At 66.7% G+C, this 14,851-nt stretch carries 13 protein-coding genes; 6 read left to right on the plus strand and 7 right to left on the minus strand.

The window, feature by feature from the left end:
• Positions 1 to 119 precede the first annotated feature (119 nt).
• The 6 genes from ACFQO4_RS15815 to trpC all read right to left on the minus strand — a co-directional run bounded on the left by ACFQO4_RS15815 (position 120) and on the right by trpC (position 4,718).
• Positions 120 to 416: a DUF7521 family protein gene (locus ACFQO4_RS15815; RefSeq protein ID WP_500261820.1), complete on the minus strand. Its 297-nt coding sequence runs from the start codon at positions 414 to 416 to the stop codon at positions 120 to 122.
• Positions 417 to 418: 2 nt separating this feature from the next.
• Positions 419 to 796, minus strand: coding sequence for a helix-turn-helix domain-containing protein (locus ACFQO4_RS15820; protein ID WP_312909571.1), 378 nt, complete (start codon positions 794 to 796; stop codon positions 419 to 421).
• Positions 797 to 914: 118 nt separating this feature from the next.
• Complete coding sequence (locus ACFQO4_RS15825; protein WP_500261821.1) at positions 915 to 1,715, minus strand: 2-amino-3,7-dideoxy-D-threo-hept-6-ulosonate synthase; 801 nt, start codon at positions 1,713 to 1,715, stop codon at positions 915 to 917.
• Between the two features lie 26 nt (positions 1,716 to 1,741).
• Positions 1,742 to 2,584 carry a tryptophan synthase subunit alpha gene (gene trpA, locus ACFQO4_RS15830; protein ID WP_500261822.1) on the minus strand — a complete coding sequence of 281 codons (843 nt, stop codon included), beginning with the start codon at positions 2,582 to 2,584 and terminating at the stop codon, positions 1,742 to 1,744.
• Entirely contained in the window at positions 2,581 to 3,933 is a 1,353-nt protein-coding gene (gene trpB, locus ACFQO4_RS15835; RefSeq protein ID WP_500261823.1) for a tryptophan synthase subunit beta, read from the minus strand. Before trpB ends, trpA begins: the two co-directional genes overlap by 4 nt.
• Positions 3,930 to 4,718, minus strand: coding sequence for an indole-3-glycerol phosphate synthase (gene trpC / locus ACFQO4_RS15840; RefSeq protein WP_500261824.1), 789 nt, complete (start codon positions 4,716 to 4,718; stop codon positions 3,930 to 3,932). The genes trpB and trpC overlap by 4 nt, the downstream gene beginning before the upstream one ends.
• A 102-nt stretch (positions 4,719 to 4,820) precedes the next feature.
• On the opposite strand from trpC, the gene aroA reads away from it, so the two are divergent.
• The 3 genes from aroA (at position 4,821) to ACFQO4_RS15855 (ending at position 7,986) form a co-directional block, all read left to right on the plus strand.
• Complete coding sequence (gene aroA / locus ACFQO4_RS15845; protein ID WP_500261825.1) at positions 4,821 to 6,113, plus strand: 3-phosphoshikimate 1-carboxyvinyltransferase; 1,293 nt, start codon at positions 4,821 to 4,823, stop codon at positions 6,111 to 6,113.
• Positions 6,114 to 6,381: 268 nt separating this feature from the next.
• Complete coding sequence (locus tag ACFQO4_RS15850) at positions 6,382 to 7,137, plus strand: DNA-directed RNA polymerase subunit epsilon (protein WP_500261826.1); 756 nt, start codon at positions 6,382 to 6,384, stop codon at positions 7,135 to 7,137.
• Between the two features lie 111 nt (positions 7,138 to 7,248).
• Positions 7,249 to 7,986, plus strand: coding sequence for a DsbA family oxidoreductase (locus tag ACFQO4_RS15855; protein ID WP_500261827.1), 738 nt, complete (start codon positions 7,249 to 7,251; stop codon positions 7,984 to 7,986).
• Positions 7,987 to 7,993: 7 nt separating this feature from the next.
• On the opposite strand, the gene ACFQO4_RS15860 is transcribed toward ACFQO4_RS15855, so the two are convergent.
• Positions 7,994 to 8,824 (minus strand): NAD(+)/NADH kinase, encoded by an 831-nt coding sequence (locus tag ACFQO4_RS15860; RefSeq protein ID WP_500261828.1) that lies wholly within the window; start codon positions 8,822 to 8,824, stop codon positions 7,994 to 7,996.
• 190 nt (positions 8,825 to 9,014) lie between these two features.
• Here ACFQO4_RS15860 and ACFQO4_RS15865 point away from each other — a divergent pair, with 190 nt between their 5' ends.
• The 3 genes from ACFQO4_RS15865 to ACFQO4_RS15875 all read left to right on the plus strand — a co-directional run bounded on the left by ACFQO4_RS15865 (position 9,015) and on the right by ACFQO4_RS15875 (position 14,477).
• The gene (locus ACFQO4_RS15865; protein WP_500261829.1) at positions 9,015 to 10,043 is read left to right on the plus strand and encodes a KaiC domain-containing protein; all 1,029 of its coding nucleotides are present in this window, start codon (positions 9,015 to 9,017) and stop codon (positions 10,041 to 10,043) included.
• Between the two features lie 132 nt (positions 10,044 to 10,175).
• A complete protein-coding gene (acs, locus tag ACFQO4_RS15870) occupies positions 10,176 to 12,140 on the plus strand; it encodes an acetate--CoA ligase (RefSeq protein WP_500261830.1) in 1,965 nt (654 codons plus the stop codon).
• Between the two features lie 189 nt (positions 12,141 to 12,329).
• Positions 12,330 to 14,477 carry a bacterio-opsin activator domain-containing protein gene (locus tag ACFQO4_RS15875; protein WP_500261831.1) on the plus strand — a complete coding sequence of 716 codons (2,148 nt, stop codon included), beginning with the start codon at positions 12,330 to 12,332 and terminating at the stop codon, positions 14,475 to 14,477.
• The last annotated feature ends 374 nt before the right edge of the window (positions 14,478 to 14,851 follow it).

Consider the following 14,851-nt stretch of genomic DNA (forward strand, 5'->3'; position numbering starts at 1 on the left):
GTGAGCCAACGGTCGCCACCCCGCTGCTCTCCACCCAGTGCCGCCCGCTCAACCGATGTACAGCGTCCCCCGCTCAACCGGCGTAAGCTCCGCCCTCTATCGACGACAGCGCCGCCCGCTCAATCAACGTACAACGAGTACGCGATCACCAGAAAGCCCCCGAGCACGAGCAGACTCTCGATCAAAACGCCCACGGCCAGCGCCACCTCGAGTACCTCGAAGAGCACGCCAGCGAGGACGAACCCGAGCGTTACGACGCCGAACCCGACCGCGAGCAGACCGAGTTCCCGCCGTCTGGTTCGCCGGTAGGCCTTGAGCGTCAGGAACGTGATCGTCCCGCCGACGACCAGGATCAGCGTCTTGACGATCGTCAGTGCGATCATCACGGTCACGTCGCCGGGTGCGTGCGGACTCATTACTAGAGTTCCTCGCGGACTTCCGACCAGAGGTCGGCCAGACGTTCGTCGGCCGTCCGCGGCGGGCGCTCGATTCTGGCGCTCAGGGTGTTGTCGTCCTCGAGTGCGAGCGTGATTTCGGAGAATGCGACCCCGTACTTGCTCGCGTGGTGGCCGTCGCGTCGAATCTCGGTCGACTCTTCGAGCAAGGTCGCCTCAGTCAGCGACTCGAGTTTTCGATACAGCGTCGACTGTGGGATGTCACAGCGGGCGTTGAGTTCTGCGGCTGTCATGGGTTCGTCGAGGTGGCGGATGATTTCACGGCTATCGGGATCGTCCAGGGCGGCACAGACGTCCTCGGCCGAGGGGGCAGCGTCTGAGGTGAGCGGATCCCGAACCATTCGCGTGGAAATTCGAAGAAGGAGCCTTTAATCCCATCGGTCGAAGAGGCGATACGACCCGAATACGTTCGCCGCGACCCGTACGGGCCGCCCAGACCCCGAGCGCCTCGTCGTCTACTCAGACCTCGAGCGCCAGTCCGCCGACCTCGAGCGCCTCGTCGACGCCCCGGTCGTCGTGGACGACGGCGGCGACGGCACGGGCGATTCCCTCGGGGTCCTCGTGCTGGAAGATCGACCGGCCCATCGAGACGCCCGCACCGCCGGCGTCCACGGCTCCGCGGACCATCTCGAGGGTCTGGCGGTCGGTGCCGCGGGAGCCGCCGGCGATGACGACCGGGAGCCGGGTGGCCTCGACGACGTGTTCGAAACTGTCGGCGTCGCCGCTGTAGCCGGTTTTCACGACGTCGGCGCCGACTTCCTCGGCGAGACGGACGGCATGACCGAGCGCCTCGGGGTCGTCGCCCGCGACGTCGGGACCGCGCGCGTAGGCCATCGCGAGGACCGGGATGCCGAAGCGATCGGCCGCGCTGGTCAGTTTCGAGAGGTCCTCGAGCTGGCCGGGTTCGTGGGTCGAACCGACGTTGATGTGAAAGGAGACGGCGTCGGCACCGGCCCTGATCGCGTCCTCGACGGTCCCCGTGAGGCGCTTGTCGTTTTCGTCCGGTCCGATGGTCGTCGATGCGTTGAGGTGGACGACGTAGCCCGCGTCGTTCTTGCTCGAGTGAACGCGCGGGGCGATACCGCGCTGGGTCAAGACGGCGTCGGCGCCGCCCCGCGTAACCGCGTCGATGGTCGATTCGATGTCTTTCAGGCCCGTGACGGGGCCGAGGGTGATCCCGTGGTCCATCGGAACAATGACGTACCGCCCGTCTGTTCCGATACGGTCGAGTCGTGCGTCGAGTCCGGCTGTCGAAGTCATATTGCGAATGTGTAGCAAACTGGTGGTTATGGCTGTTCTGGTTGCGGTACGTTTTCCGGGTTCGCGCCGCGGGTGGCGCCCTTGGCGAGTTCGCGCGCCTTCGCCTCGAGGCGGGCCGCGGTCTCGGCGGTCGGTTCGTCGTTCTCGTGGCCCTCGGCGACGATGTCGACCAGGGCGCTCCCGACGATGACCCCGTCGGCCCCCGAGGCGACGATGCGTTCAGCATGCTCGCCGGTCTTGATACCGAAGCCGACCGCCTTCGGGACGTCCCAGTCGGCCAGTCGCTCGAGGCTCGCGTTGGTTTGATCGGAAACGTCCTCTCGCGCGCCGGTCGTCCCGAGTCGCGCCTGAACGTAGACGTACCCCGAAACGCGCTCGCGCATGCGCTCGAGGCGCTCGCCGCGGGTGGTGGGCGCGACGATGAAGATCAGGTCGAGACCGAACTCGTCGCACGCGTCGCGCAGCGGGTCGGCCTCCTCGGCGGGCAGGTCGGGGACGACGAAGCCCTCGAGGCCGACCTCGGCGGCGCGTTCGACGAACGGTCTGGGCCCTCGTTCTTCGCCAAATTGGTAGATCAGATTGTAGTACGTCATGCACACCAGCGGCGCCTCGACCTCGAGATCCTCGACAAACTCGAAGAAGCGCTCGGGAGTCATCCCGCCCTCGAGCGCCCGGATCACGGCCTCCTGGATCGTCGGCCCCTCCGCGATTGGCTCCGAGAACGGCAGGCCGAGTTCGATCACGTCCGCGCCACCCCGGTCCAGGGCCTCGACGTACTCGAGGGAGGCCTCGTAGGTCGGATCGCCCGCCGCGAGGTACGGGACGAACGCGGGGCCGTCGGCGAACGCCACATCGATGCGGTCGCTCATCGCAGTCCCCCCTCGCTCGCGAAGACCGACAGGTCAGGCGCGGCCTCGAGCCCTCGTTTTTCCGTCTCCTCGATGACCGTCTCGAGGTCCTTGTCGCCCCGCCCCGAGACGGTGACGACGACCGAGTCGCCCAGCACCTCGTCGGCGTCGTCGCGCCCGGCGGCCTCGTGGAGGAATCCAAACGCGTGGGCCGTCTCGAGCGCCGGGATGATCCCCTCCTCGGTCGAGAGGCGGTGGAACGCCTCGAGCGCGGCGTCGTCGTCGACCGTGACGGGCGTGACCCGCCCCGACTCGACGAGGTGGGCGAGTTCGGGGCCGACGCCGGCGTAGTCGAGGCCGGCGGAGACGCTGTGTGATTCCATGATCTGGCCGTGGGAATCCTGCAGGAGGTGGGTTCGTGCACCGTGGAGGACGCCCTCGGTGCCCGTCGAGAGTGTCGCGGAGTTGGGCGCGACTCCTGCATCTTCGTCGACCTCGAGCGAGGAGCCGCCGGCTTCGACGGCGTAGAGTGACACGGATTCGTCGGCGGTAAAGTGGTGAAACGCTCCCATCGTGTTCGATCCGCCGCCCGCGCAGGCGAGAACTGAGTCCGGCAGCGAACCGATCTGCTCGAGACACTGCTCGCGCGCTTCCTCGGAGATCACCGACTGAAAGTCCCGGACCATCGCCGGGAACGGGTGGGGACCGACGACCGAGCCGATGACGTAGTGGGTCTTCTCGACCGTCTGGGACCAGTCGCGCATCGTCTCCGAGATGGCCTCCTTGAGCGTTCCGCGACCCGCATCGACCGGATTCACCTCGGCCCCGTTGATCCGCATTCGGAAGACGTTGGGGCGCTGGCGGTTCACGTCCGTCCGACCCATGTAGATCTCGCAGGGCACGTCCAGGTGGGCGGCGGCCATCGCGGTCGCGGTCCCGTGCTGGCCCGCGCCGGTCTCGGCGATGATTCGCTCCTTACCCATGTACTTCGCGAGCAGGACCTGCCCGAGCGCGTTGTTCAGTTTGTGCGCGCCACCGTGGACCAGGTCCTCGCGCTTGAGGTACACGTCCCGGTCGTAGCGCTCGCTGAGTCGGTCGGCCCGCTGGAGCGGCGTCGGGCGTCCGCCGAAGTCCCGGAGCCGTCGGCGGAACTCGTCCATGAAGCCGTCCTCGTTCGCGAGGACGTACCGCCGGTAGGCGTCCTCGAGTTCCTCGAGGGCGGGCATCAGCGCCTCGGGGACGTACTGGCCGCCGAAGCGGCCGAAGGTGCCGTCCTCGAGAGACCGATCGTCCCCCTCGTGTTCGGTTTCGTTCTCGCGCCCAGCTGGGGTGCGTTCGGTGCCGTCGTCGCTCGCCTCTAGCTCGGTCATGTCGTATCAGTCTCCGCCGTCGTCAGCCGCCGGGTGTTCGCACGCACGTCGCCGTCCGTCTCGCCCGCGTGATCCATAATCGCGCTCCCGACCAGGAGGGCGTCGGCGCCCGCCTCGCGCATTCGCCGAACGTCCGCCGGCGTCGAGATACCGCTCTCTGCGATCAGCGTCACGTCGTCGGGGACGTGGGGCGCGACCGACTCGAAGGTTTCGAGGTCGACCTCGAGTCGAGCCAGGTCGCGGTTGTTGACGCCGACGATATCGGCGCCCGCTTCGAGAGCCGCCTCGAGTTCCGCCCGATCGTGGACCTCCACGAGGACCTGGAACCCTCGGTCCCGCGCGGCCGCGAGCAGCCCCGCGAGGTCGTCGACGAAGCGGGCGATCAGGAGCACGAGGTCGGCTTCTACGTGGTCGAGGTGGGCTTCCTCGAGCACGAAGTCCTTGCGCAACACGGGGACGTCGACGGCCGCTCGAACGTCTCGAAGCGCGTCAGCGGAACCGCCGAAGTGGGTCGGTTCGGTGAGGACGGAAATGGCGGCCGCGCCCCCCTCGACCATCTCCTGGGCGAGGGTAGCCGGGTCGTCGTCCCGAACCCCGTCGCTCGTGGGGCTCGTCGGTTTTACTTCCGCGATGATCGGCACCCGTCCGTCGGCTTCGGCCCGCTCGAGGGCGCTTGAGAACGAGCGCGGGTCGACGTCGAGAGCCGCGTCGGCCTCGCCGCCGCGTTCGCCGGCCGACTCGAGAATCGACCGGACGGACGCCGCGAGGTCGCCAGTGGTTTCCATTATCGTACATCAATGTACTGATCTATACATAAGGCTTGCGGGACGCGTGCAAATATCCAGCCCATCGGTACCGTATTATGCCCGCTCCGCCACACGACGACCATGCACGTCACTCTCTCGCCCTCGAGCGTTCGCGGGGCCGCCCGCGCCCCGCCGTCGAAGAGTTACACCCATCGAGCCATCCTCGCCGCGGGCTACGCCGACGAGGCGACCGTTCACGATCCCCTCTGGTCGGCCGACACCAAGGCGACCGCGCGCGCCGTCGAGGCCTTCGGCGGGGACGTCCTCCGGGCGGACGACGGCCGCCTCGAGGTCTCTGGGTACGACGGCCGACCCAGCGTCCCGGCGGACGTGATCGACTGCGCCAACAGTGGCACGACGATGCGTCTGGTCACCGCTGCCGCGGCGCTGGCCGACGGCACGACCGTCCTCACGGGCGACGAATCGCTCCGCTCGCGTCCGCAGGGACCGCTGCTCGAGGCGATCGACGACCTCGGCGGCGAGGCGTTCAGCACGCGCGGGAACGGCCAGGCGCCGCTGATCGTCACCGGCCCCATTTCCGGAAACCGCGTTTCGATCCCCGGCGACGTCTCCTCCCAGTACGTCTCGGCCCTGCTGATGGCCGGCGGTCTGCTCGAGGACGGCCTCGAGATCGCCCTCGAGACGGAACTCAAGTCCGCACCCTACGTCGACGTGACTCTCGAGGTCCTCGAGGATTTCGGCGTCGCCGCCCGGCGCACGGACGACGGGTTCGCCGTCGACGGCGGGCAGTCCTACGAGGTTGCGGACGGTTCGTACCACGTTCCGGGCGATTTCTCCTCGATCTCGTACCTGGCGGCCGCGGGCGCCGTCGCCGGCAACGAAAGCGTCCGCGTCCGCGGCGTCTATCCGAGCGTCCAGGGCGACAGCGCCATCCTCGAGGTCCTCGAGCGCATGGGTGGCGACGTGGTCTGGGACCGCGAGGAAGGGGTCCTCGAGGTCTCCCGGAGCGACCTCGAGGGCGTCGAGGTGTCGGTCGCAGACACGCCCGACCTCTTGCCGACGATCGCGGTCTTGGGCGCCGTCGCCGAAGGCGACACCCACATCACGAACGCCGAACACGTCCGCTACAAGGAGACCGATCGCGTAAGCGCGATGGCCGAAGAATTGGGAAAGATGGGCGTGCGGACGACGGAGGAGCGCGATTCCCTGACCGTCCACGGCGACGACTCCTCGCTCGAGGGCGCGGCGGTCGACGGCCGGGGCGACCACCGAATCGTCATGTCGCTGACCGTCGCGGCTCTCCAGGCGGAGGGCGAGACGCGCATCGCAGGTGGCGAACACGTCGACGTCTCGTTCCCGTCGTTCTTCGACGTCCTGTACGATCTGGGAGCGAGCCTCGAGCGGTCGACGTAGAGCGAGTCTCGAGAGAACAGCTACGTCGAATCTCGAGTGTGAGACGGTCTCGAGCGGTTGATCGACTCGACAGAGCGGGCCAAACGACGGCTCGCCAGTACGCGAGTTCCTTTAAGTACCTCTCGTCACAAGGTAGAGCTATGAAGGGCATTTTGGCGGCGCCGACCACTCTCCATAGTGGTGGCTTCGCGACCAGAGTACGAACCTATCACTCGAGGAGAACGCGAGCGAGGGTTTTTCACCGTCTACGTTCCATCCACGCACGAGGATGAGTCCGAACGGCGTGCCGCAGGGAGCGAGGCTCGAGCGACCGAGTGGCGACGACGGCGAGCGGGAGATCGAAACCCGTCCCGGCTCGGGGTCGCTCTCGCGGGCCGCTCACCAGCGCGACGCCACCGTCCGGCAGTGGGGTGTCATCACGCCGAGCGCGACCGTCATCGGCCGGCCCGACTCGCCCGAGACGGACCTCTCGTCGAGCGTCCGTCGACTCCACGACGAGCAGCATCCCGCCACGCCAGGATACGCCGAACGCGCCCACCGACTCGACCGGTTGCGAACGACCCAGGCGTTCTGTAACGCCCTCGAGTTGACGCCGTGGCAGCGAGACCTGGCGCTGGGCGTCATGGACGAAATCGACCTCACCGCGTTCGGGAGCCAGCGCGCCATCGCGACGGTCGCGCTGGTGGTGATTCGTCACGTCGTCGACGTCGACCGGCGCGCGTACTTCGGCCTCGACGACGTCGACGTGAGCGACCTCTCGCCCGAGCGGATGGAGGAGCTGTTCGGCCAGTACCGCGCTCACGACATCACTGACGACCCGACGTTCGAGCGGCTCGCGGCCCGCCACGGGCTCGATACGACGAGTCTCAACCGGCTTCGCCGAGTACTCAAGGGACAGCTCGAGGGGGAGCTCCCGGCCTACGGACGGGCACCATACCACGATCCGAACCTGCCGACGGGCGTGACGGAATCCGTCGACGTAGACGAAGCGGAGGGCGAGGGAGAAAGCGGACGCAACGAATGACGACGAAACCGACAGCATCGACGACGCGGGCGACGAGTTCCACGGCGAATGATACCGGCAACGGCCTCGAGCAGGACGCCCCTTTTGTGGACGGCGACCCTACGACACACGATGACCACCGACCAGTCGATCTCGACCGACGACGAGCGCAGCCTCGAGTCGAACGACTCCGGAGCGAGTGACGGCGACGGGCCGGACACCATCACTCTCTACGCGGACTACGTCTGCCCGTTCTGTTACCTCGGGCGCCAGTCTCTCGAGCGCTACCGGGAGTCCAGGGAGGAACCGCTCGCCATCGACTGGCACCCGTTCGACCTCCGACGCGGAAAGCGAAACCCCGACGGCTCGATCGATCACGACGTCGACGACGGCAAGGACGACGAGTACTTCGAGCAGGCCAGGAAGAACGTCCGCCGGCTCCAGGAGCGCTACGACGTCGAGATGGTCCAGGACCTCGCCGTCGAGGTCGACTCCTACGACGCCCAGCTCGCCTCATTGGCGGTCTCCTCCGCCGTGCCCGAGCGCTGGGAGGCGTTCGACGTCGCGATTTACGACGCCCTGTGGCAGGACGGCCGCGACATCGGCGACCGCGACGTCCTGCTCGAAATCGCCGACGAGGTCGGCGTCTCCGGCGACGTCGTTCGGGAGGCACTCGAGGACGACGGTGGGGATGAAGGCGAGAGCTTCCACTCGCGCCTCGAGGAGCTGTTTTCGGAGGCGGGTCGAGCCGGCGTTCGCGGCGTCCCGACGTTCGTCTACGACGGCTACGCTGCCCAGGGTGCGGTTCCGCCCGAACACCTCGAGCGGCTGGTCGAAGGCGAGGACGGGGCGGAAGTCAGCAGACGGTAGTCCGCGCTCACTCGAGTTTCTCGAGCGCGTCGAAGAAGTTGACCGACGGCCCCGCCAGCGTGATCGGGGCGTCGGCGGCCCGGACCGTCACCGTCTCGGGCAGGTCCAGCGGCTGTCGATTGCGCCCGTCGCTGATCGCCCAGGCCGTCTCGGCGCCCGAGGCGGTGAGCGTGATTTCGCTCTCGGCCCCGACGACCAGCGGGGGCATCGCCTCGGTCGCACACATCTGCGTGACGACGAACGCGTCGACGGTCGGGCGAACCAGCGGGCCGCCCTCGCTCAGGTTGTAGGCCGTCGAGCCGGTCGCCGTCGAGACGAGGACGCCGTCGGCCCGGCTCGTGGTGTAGGTCTCGCCGTCGACTGCGACTTCGACGTCGACCCCGCCCGCCGGCCCCCGCTTCGGGCCGTGGACGACGACCTCGTTGAGCGCCGGTGCGAGCGTCCAGCCGTCGCCGGTTGCTGTCAGGCGAGCGACAGAACGATCGGTGATCGATCCCGTTTCGTGGGCTTCCTCGAGCAACGTCTCGACCGTCTCGACGGCGTCGGCGGGAGAGATGGCGTTCAGAAAGCCGACCTCGCCGAGGTTGACGCCGACCAGGGGGGCGCCGCCGGCCTCGCGGGCCGTAAAGAGGAACGTCCCGTCGCCACCGATGCTGACGACGAACGCGCAGTCGTTCATCGCCTCGAGCGGGACGGAATCTGCGTCGATTGCCCGTCCGGTCGCCTCGTCGACGACGGCGTGGTCACCGTGGTCGTGGACGGTCCGGATGAGCGAGGCCGCGAGTCGCTGTGCCCGGTCGTTCCCTCGCTGAGCGACAATGCCGACGTCGACTCCCATACCTGCCGGGTAACGCCTCCGCGGGCAAAAACCCACCTTATCCAGTCCAGTCGGAGCCGGGACGGCAACAACATTCATCGTTCTGGGGCGTTTCCCCGGAAACGAACGTCACCGCCCGAACGCGACGACACCATGGACCACCCTGCCGACCCCCAACCCCGGACGCGAACCCCCCTGCGGAGTGGTTACGATGGGTGAAGACCTCGAGGACGACTGGTTCGAGCGCGCCCTCGAGGAACGCGAAACCGAGACCGACGACGGCGAGGAAGCGGTAGGCGACGACAGAGCGGAGGACGATGTCGACGCCGCGGAAACCGAGGGGATCGACGACTCGGACGACTCCTCGACCTCGCTGTTCGACGAGGACTTCGGCAGCGCCCTCGACAACGTCGAGATGCCGGACGTCGGCGCCGATACGGGATTTCCGGGAGACACCCAGACAGGGCCGAACGGCTACGACGACCTCGACTTCGACCTCGGCGGACCGGAGGAAAACGACTTCGAAGCGGACGTCGACAGCGAACTTCCGCGGATCGACCTGGGAATCGACGGCCTCGATCGAATGATCCAGGGCGGCGTCCCCGAACGCACGCTCATGGTCGCGATGGGGCCCGCCGGCACCGGCAAAACCACGTTCGGCCTCCAGTTTCTCCACTACGGCCTCGAGTGTGGCGAGAACGCCGTGTTCATCACGCTCGAGGAGAGCCGCGAACGGGTGATCAACAGCGCCACCGAGAAGGGCTACCCGTTCGAGGAGTACGTCGAGACGAGCCAGCTCGCGGTCGTCGGCGTCGACCCGATCGAAATGGCGAACAGCCTCACGTCGATCCGGAACGACCTCCCCCGACTCATCGAGGACTTCGGCGCGTCGCGGCTCGTCCTCGACTCCGTCTCGCTGCTCGAGATGATGTACGAGGACCGGGCGAAGCGCCGCAACGAAATCTACGACTTCACGCGCAGCCTCAAGGAGGCGGGCGTCACGGCGATGCTGACGAGCGAGGTGTCAGAAACCTCGCCGTACGCCTCGCGGTACGGAATCGTCGAGTACCTCACCGACGCCGTGTTCGTCCTGCAGTACGTGCGCCCGGACGACTTCCGGGAGACGCGGCTGGCGATCGAGATTCAGAAGATCCGGGACGCGAACCACTCGCGGGAGAAGAAACCGTACGAGATTACGGGCGAGGGGCTCTCGGTCTACCAGCAGGCTAACCTGTTCTGATCGCCCTCTCCTTCTCTCCCGCCTCCGCCCTTCCCCCAGCGAGCGTCCGACGGGCCGGCATCGGTCAACGCACCCTCTCGTTCGCCGCCGACAGAACGCTTATTCGTTTCACTTCCATCAGATTCACCTAGAATGGGAGACAGAGACGAGGTTCCGAACGACGGGACCTCGAGCGACGAGCCGAGCCAATCGCCACCGACGTCCTTCGTCGAGCAGGCGAACGTCGACGAGGACCTCACGGATGCCTTCGAGCGGACGTGGCCCGACTGCTGGGATCGAGCCGGCGAGTTGCTCGATTGGGACGACCCCTACCAGGCCGTCCTCGACGACGAGAACCCGCCCTTCTATCGCTGGTTCCCCGGCGGAACGCTCAACGCCTCGTACAACTGCCTCGACCGCCACCTCGAGTCCGGTCGAAAGAACCACGCGGCGATTCGCTGGGAGGGAAAAGACGGCGAGCGTCGAACGTTCACCTACCGGGAACTCTACGTCGAGGTGAACGAGTGTGCGGCGGCCTTGCGAGAGCTGGGCGTCGAAGAGGACGACGTCGTGACGATATACCTCCCGATGATCCCCGAACTCCCGATCGCGATGCTCGCCTGTGCCCGAATCGGCGCCCCCCACTCGGTCGTCTTCGCCGGGTTATCGGCGGCCGCACTCGCGACCCGGATGGACGCCGCCGACAGCGAGTACCTGCTCACCTGCGACGGCTACTACCGCCGCGGCGACGCGTTCAACCAGAAGAGCAAGGCCGACAACGCCGTTCTCTCGGTCGACGCGGACGTCACGACCGTCGTCGTCGACCGTCTCGGGGAGGAACTCCCTCACGTCCTCGGCTCGAACGAGTACGATTACGACGCGTTGCTCGAGGCCCATTCCCGGGAAACAGTCGAGCCGGTGTCCCGCGATGCGGAGGACATGCTCTTCCTGATGTACACTTCGGGTACGACCGGCGAACCGAAGGGCGTCGTCCACTCGACCGGCGGCTACCTGGCCTACGCGGCCTGGACCGCCCGTTCCGTCCTCGATATCAAACCCGAGGACACCTACTGGTGTGCAGCGGACATCGGCTGGATCACGGGTCACTCCTACATCGTCTACGGCCCGCTCGCGCTGGGCACGACCACTGTGATGTACGAGGGGACGCCCGACTACCCCGACCGCGACCGACTCTGGGAGATCGTCGAGCGGATGGCCGTCGACGTCTTCTACACGGCGCCGACGGCCGTCCGTGCGTTCATGAAGTGGGGGAAACAGTACCCCGGGCGCCACGATCTCTCGAGCCTCCGGTTACTCGGGAGCGTCGGTGAACCGATCAACCCGCGAGCCTGGCACTGGTATCGCGAGCACGTCGGCGGCGGGGAGTGCCCCATCGTCGACACCTGGTGGCAGACCGAGACCGGCGGCATCGCGATTTCGACGGTGCCGGGCGTCGACGAGATGAAGCCGGGATCCGCGGGGCCACCGTTGCCCGGCATCGAGGTCGACCTGCTCGACGGCGACGGCACCGTGGTTGACCCCGATGAGAGAGGGTACCTGACGCTCGGGCGGCCGTGGCCGGGGATGGCCGAGACGCTCTACGACGACGACGAGCGATACGTCGCCGAGTACTGGCGTAAGTTTTCCGACCCCGACGCCGGCGAGTGGCGCTACGCCAGCGGCGATGCCGCCCGGATGGACGAGGATGGCTACCTCACGATTCTCGGGCGCGTCGACGACGTGCTCAATATCGCCGGCCAGCGAGTCAGCACGATGGAACTCGAGTCCGCCATCGCCGGCGTCGAGGGTGTCGCGGAGGCGGCCGTCGTCGGCGGGTCAGACGGCGGCGACGTCTACGCCTACGTGAGTACCGAGGGGTCCACTGACGACAGCGACGCCCTCGAGCGCCGGATTCTCGAGGCCGTCGAGACCGAAATCGGGCCCATCGCCCGGCCTGAAACCGTCGTATTCACGCCCGAGTTGCCAAAGACCCGCTCGGGCAAAATCATGCGCCGCCTCCTCGAGGACGTGACGAACGACGAACCGCTGGGCGATACGAGCGCGTTGCGAAATCCGGAGATCGTTGGGGAGATCCAGTCGGCAGTTCGTGACCAGTAGTATTTTCGCTATTTCAAGAGAGACGAAAATTGACGGTATATACGGATTGTAGTCGTCTATCGACTGGCTCGAGTGATAACGGGGGCGCCTCGAAGAACGGCACCGACTCGAACGATAACGACGCACATCGAGTGGTAACGGCGAGCGAGAAGGACATACTTATATTCGCGTTACTCGAGAACACGAAACATGTCCGTCGATGGATCGGCGGTGCTGACGACGAATCGGTACGAGGCGCTGTTGAACGCCGCCGAAACCCACCGCGAGGCCCTCGTCGTCCGTCTGTGCGGCGACGTCGGCCTTCGCCCGGCGGAGGTCGTCCGATTGACGCCGAGATGTGCCCGACAGCTTCGCGCCGACCCACCACGATACGGGCTCGCGGTCCCCGCTTCGACGGAATCGGTCGACGACCTCGATCGAGTCGCCTACCTCCCGACTCGCGTCGAACGAGCGCTTCGCCGATACGCTCACGGCAACGGTATCGGCGACGACGACCGTCTCGTTCCCGTCACGCCGCGTCGCGTCCAGATGCTCGTCGCCGAAGTGAGCACCCGGGCGAGCGAGCGGTTCGACGATCCGACGCTCGAGACCGTCTCCTCGAGCGATCTGCGTCAGTTTTTCGCGAAACGTGCACTTCGCGAAACCTCCAACCCGCGAGCCGTCAAAGCCGCCGGTGGCTGGCAGAGTTTCGAGGCACTCGAGCCCTACCTCCCCAGCCTGACACCCGACGAGCTGGTTCGGGCGTTCGAGCCGCTTGAAACGGGGGGCACACCGGATCGTCCGTCGACCCCCTCGGTCCTCTCGAACGGTGGTCAACCGGTACAAGAACGAGCCAGTGAACCGGCCGAGAACTCGACGGTAGAGGCACTGCAGGAAGTACTCGAGCGTTCCGACCGATACGCCTGGTTCCGCCTCGACGCAGACGGACGTATCGACCGCTGGAGTGAGGGGGCAGCCGACTGCTTCGGCTACGCGGAGGAAGACGTGATCGGCTCACACGTCCGAATCCTCTTTCCGGACGCGGCCGTCGACGAGGGCGTTCCCGACCGACTGCTCGAGACCGCGCGCGAGGAACACGGGGTCGACGTCGATGGGTGGCGCTGCCGAGCGGACGGGTCGCGGACGCGCGTGGTGGAAACGGTCGTCCCCGTCGACGCTGACGGAAGTTGGGGGTTCGTCGTTCTCACGTGCCAGGATTCGACCCCTGGCCATCGGTTCGAGCCCGCTCGAGCGGTCACGGACGCGTTGCTCGAGGCCTCGACGCACGAGGCCGTCGAAACGGCGGTCTGTCGCGCGCTCGTCGACGAGGGGCCGTACGAACTCGCCTGGATCGACCGAACGACCGCCTCGAGAACCCGCCGGGAGTGGTACGCCGCGAGCGGCCTCGAGGACGCGACGATCGAGCGCTTGCAGGCGGCTCTCGAGAAAGCCGACGGCGTGGACCACGACGACCTGGACGACGGAAGCGTCCAGACGAACGTCTCGACCGACGACTTCGGCGGGACGCTCCTGGCGGTATCCGTCCGCTACGGCGACACCGTCTACGGCACGCTGATCCTCGGAACGGCGCGCGAGACGGTCGGCGAACGGGAACGGGCCTGGCTCGAGACCCTCGGTTCCCAGGTCGGACACACCATCGCGGCCGTCCGACGACGCAACCTCCTGCTCTCCGACGCGGTGATCGAACTCGAGTTCGCCTGCCGGGACGCGGCGTCGTTCTTCGTCGACGCCAGCGCCCGCCTCGACTGTCGGTTCGAACTCGACTCGCTCGTCCCCATCGACGACCACACCCAACTGTACTACGTCCACGTCACCGACGCCACCCCAGCAGCCGTCTTCGAACACGCCGAATCGGACGCCGGCATTCGAGAGTGTCGGGTGATAGATACCTACGCGGACGGCAGCCGCCTCGAGTTCGTCGTCGAGGGCTCCTCGCCGGCGCTCACGCTGATGGAGTACGGCGTGACCGTGCTCGAGTCGGTGACCCGGGACGGAACGACGACGATCACGGCCGAGTGCGCGAGCGATACCGACGTCAGAACCGTCGTCGACGGCCTGCGTGCAGCGTTTCCCGCGTCGGAACTCGTCGGGAAGCGCCAGGTCGAGCGTTCCGTCCAGACGGCCCGTGCGTTTCGAACAGGGCTGGAGGAACGACTCACCGACCGCCAGGAGGCCGCGCTTCGAGCGGCGTACTTCGGCGGCTACTACGACTGGCCGCGCGAGAGCACGGCCGAGGAGATCGCCGACGCGATGGACGTCTCCTCACCCACCCTGCACAATCACCTCAGGAAAGGACAACACGAACTGCTTCGGACGTTCTTCGACGATCGGCCCTAACTATCTAGATAGGGCTGGTTGCTCGCTGCCCGCGTTCCGTCTCGAATTCGGAAACGCCTGGTCTCGAACACGTTCGGGTCGCGCCCAGAAAATATTCCGTCTCAGAGGACCTCCAAATAATCGCCAAATTAACCCCATTCGACTGATTACTCGAGTCCCTGACTCGGCGTGATTTTGCTCACCTAGAGTCGGTATTTACCCCCCTTATCTCGTATTGCTGTAGTGTAACATGGCACAGGAAGAACCTGAACTCGAGGCACGGTTAGCCGAGGGGGAGACGTACGAGCCGCCGTCGTCGTTCGTCGAGCAAGCGAACGTGAGCGATCCGGGGATTTACGAGGAGTTCGAGGAGAACTGGCCGGAGTGCTGGGAGC

This window comes from Saliphagus sp. GCM10025334 (assembly GCF_042663485.1).
Classification (GTDB): domain Archaea; phylum Halobacteriota; class Halobacteria; order Halobacteriales; family Natrialbaceae; genus Natronosalvus.

Coding starts and splice junctions, on each gene's coding strand:
- ACFQO4_RS15875 (WP_500261831.1), top strand. CDS start 12,330: ATGTCCGTCGATGGATCGGCGGTGCTGACGACGAATCGGTACGAGGCG.
- ACFQO4_RS15855 (WP_500261827.1), top strand. CDS start 7,249: ATGACCACCGACCAGTCGATCTCGACCGACGACGAGCGCAGCCTCGAG.
- ACFQO4_RS15865 (WP_500261829.1), top strand. CDS start 9,015: ATGGGTGAAGACCTCGAGGACGACTGGTTCGAGCGCGCCCTCGAGGAA.
- acs (WP_500261830.1), top strand. CDS start 10,176: ATGGGAGACAGAGACGAGGTTCCGAACGACGGGACCTCGAGCGACGAG.
- ACFQO4_RS15815 (WP_500261820.1), bottom strand. CDS start 416: ATGAGTCCGCACGCACCCGGCGACGTGACCGTGATGATCGCACTGACG.
- trpC (WP_500261824.1), bottom strand. CDS start 4,718: ATGGAAACCACTGGCGACCTCGCGGCGTCCGTCCGGTCGATTCTCGAG.
- ACFQO4_RS15860 (WP_500261828.1), bottom strand. CDS start 8,824: ATGGGAGTCGACGTCGGCATTGTCGCTCAGCGAGGGAACGACCGGGCA.
- trpA (WP_500261822.1), bottom strand. CDS start 2,584: ATGAGCGACCGCATCGATGTGGCGTTCGCCGACGGCCCCGCGTTCGTC.
- aroA (WP_500261825.1), top strand. CDS start 4,821: ATGCACGTCACTCTCTCGCCCTCGAGCGTTCGCGGGGCCGCCCGCGCC.
- ACFQO4_RS15825 (WP_500261821.1), bottom strand. CDS start 1,715: ATGACTTCGACAGCCGGACTCGACGCACGACTCGACCGTATCGGAACA.
- ACFQO4_RS15850 (WP_500261826.1), top strand. CDS start 6,382: ATGAGTCCGAACGGCGTGCCGCAGGGAGCGAGGCTCGAGCGACCGAGT.
- trpB (WP_500261823.1), bottom strand. CDS start 3,933: ATGACCGAGCTAGAGGCGAGCGACGACGGCACCGAACGCACCCCAGCT.
- ACFQO4_RS15820 (WP_312909571.1), bottom strand. CDS start 796: ATGGTTCGGGATCCGCTCACCTCAGACGCTGCCCCCTCGGCCGAGGAC.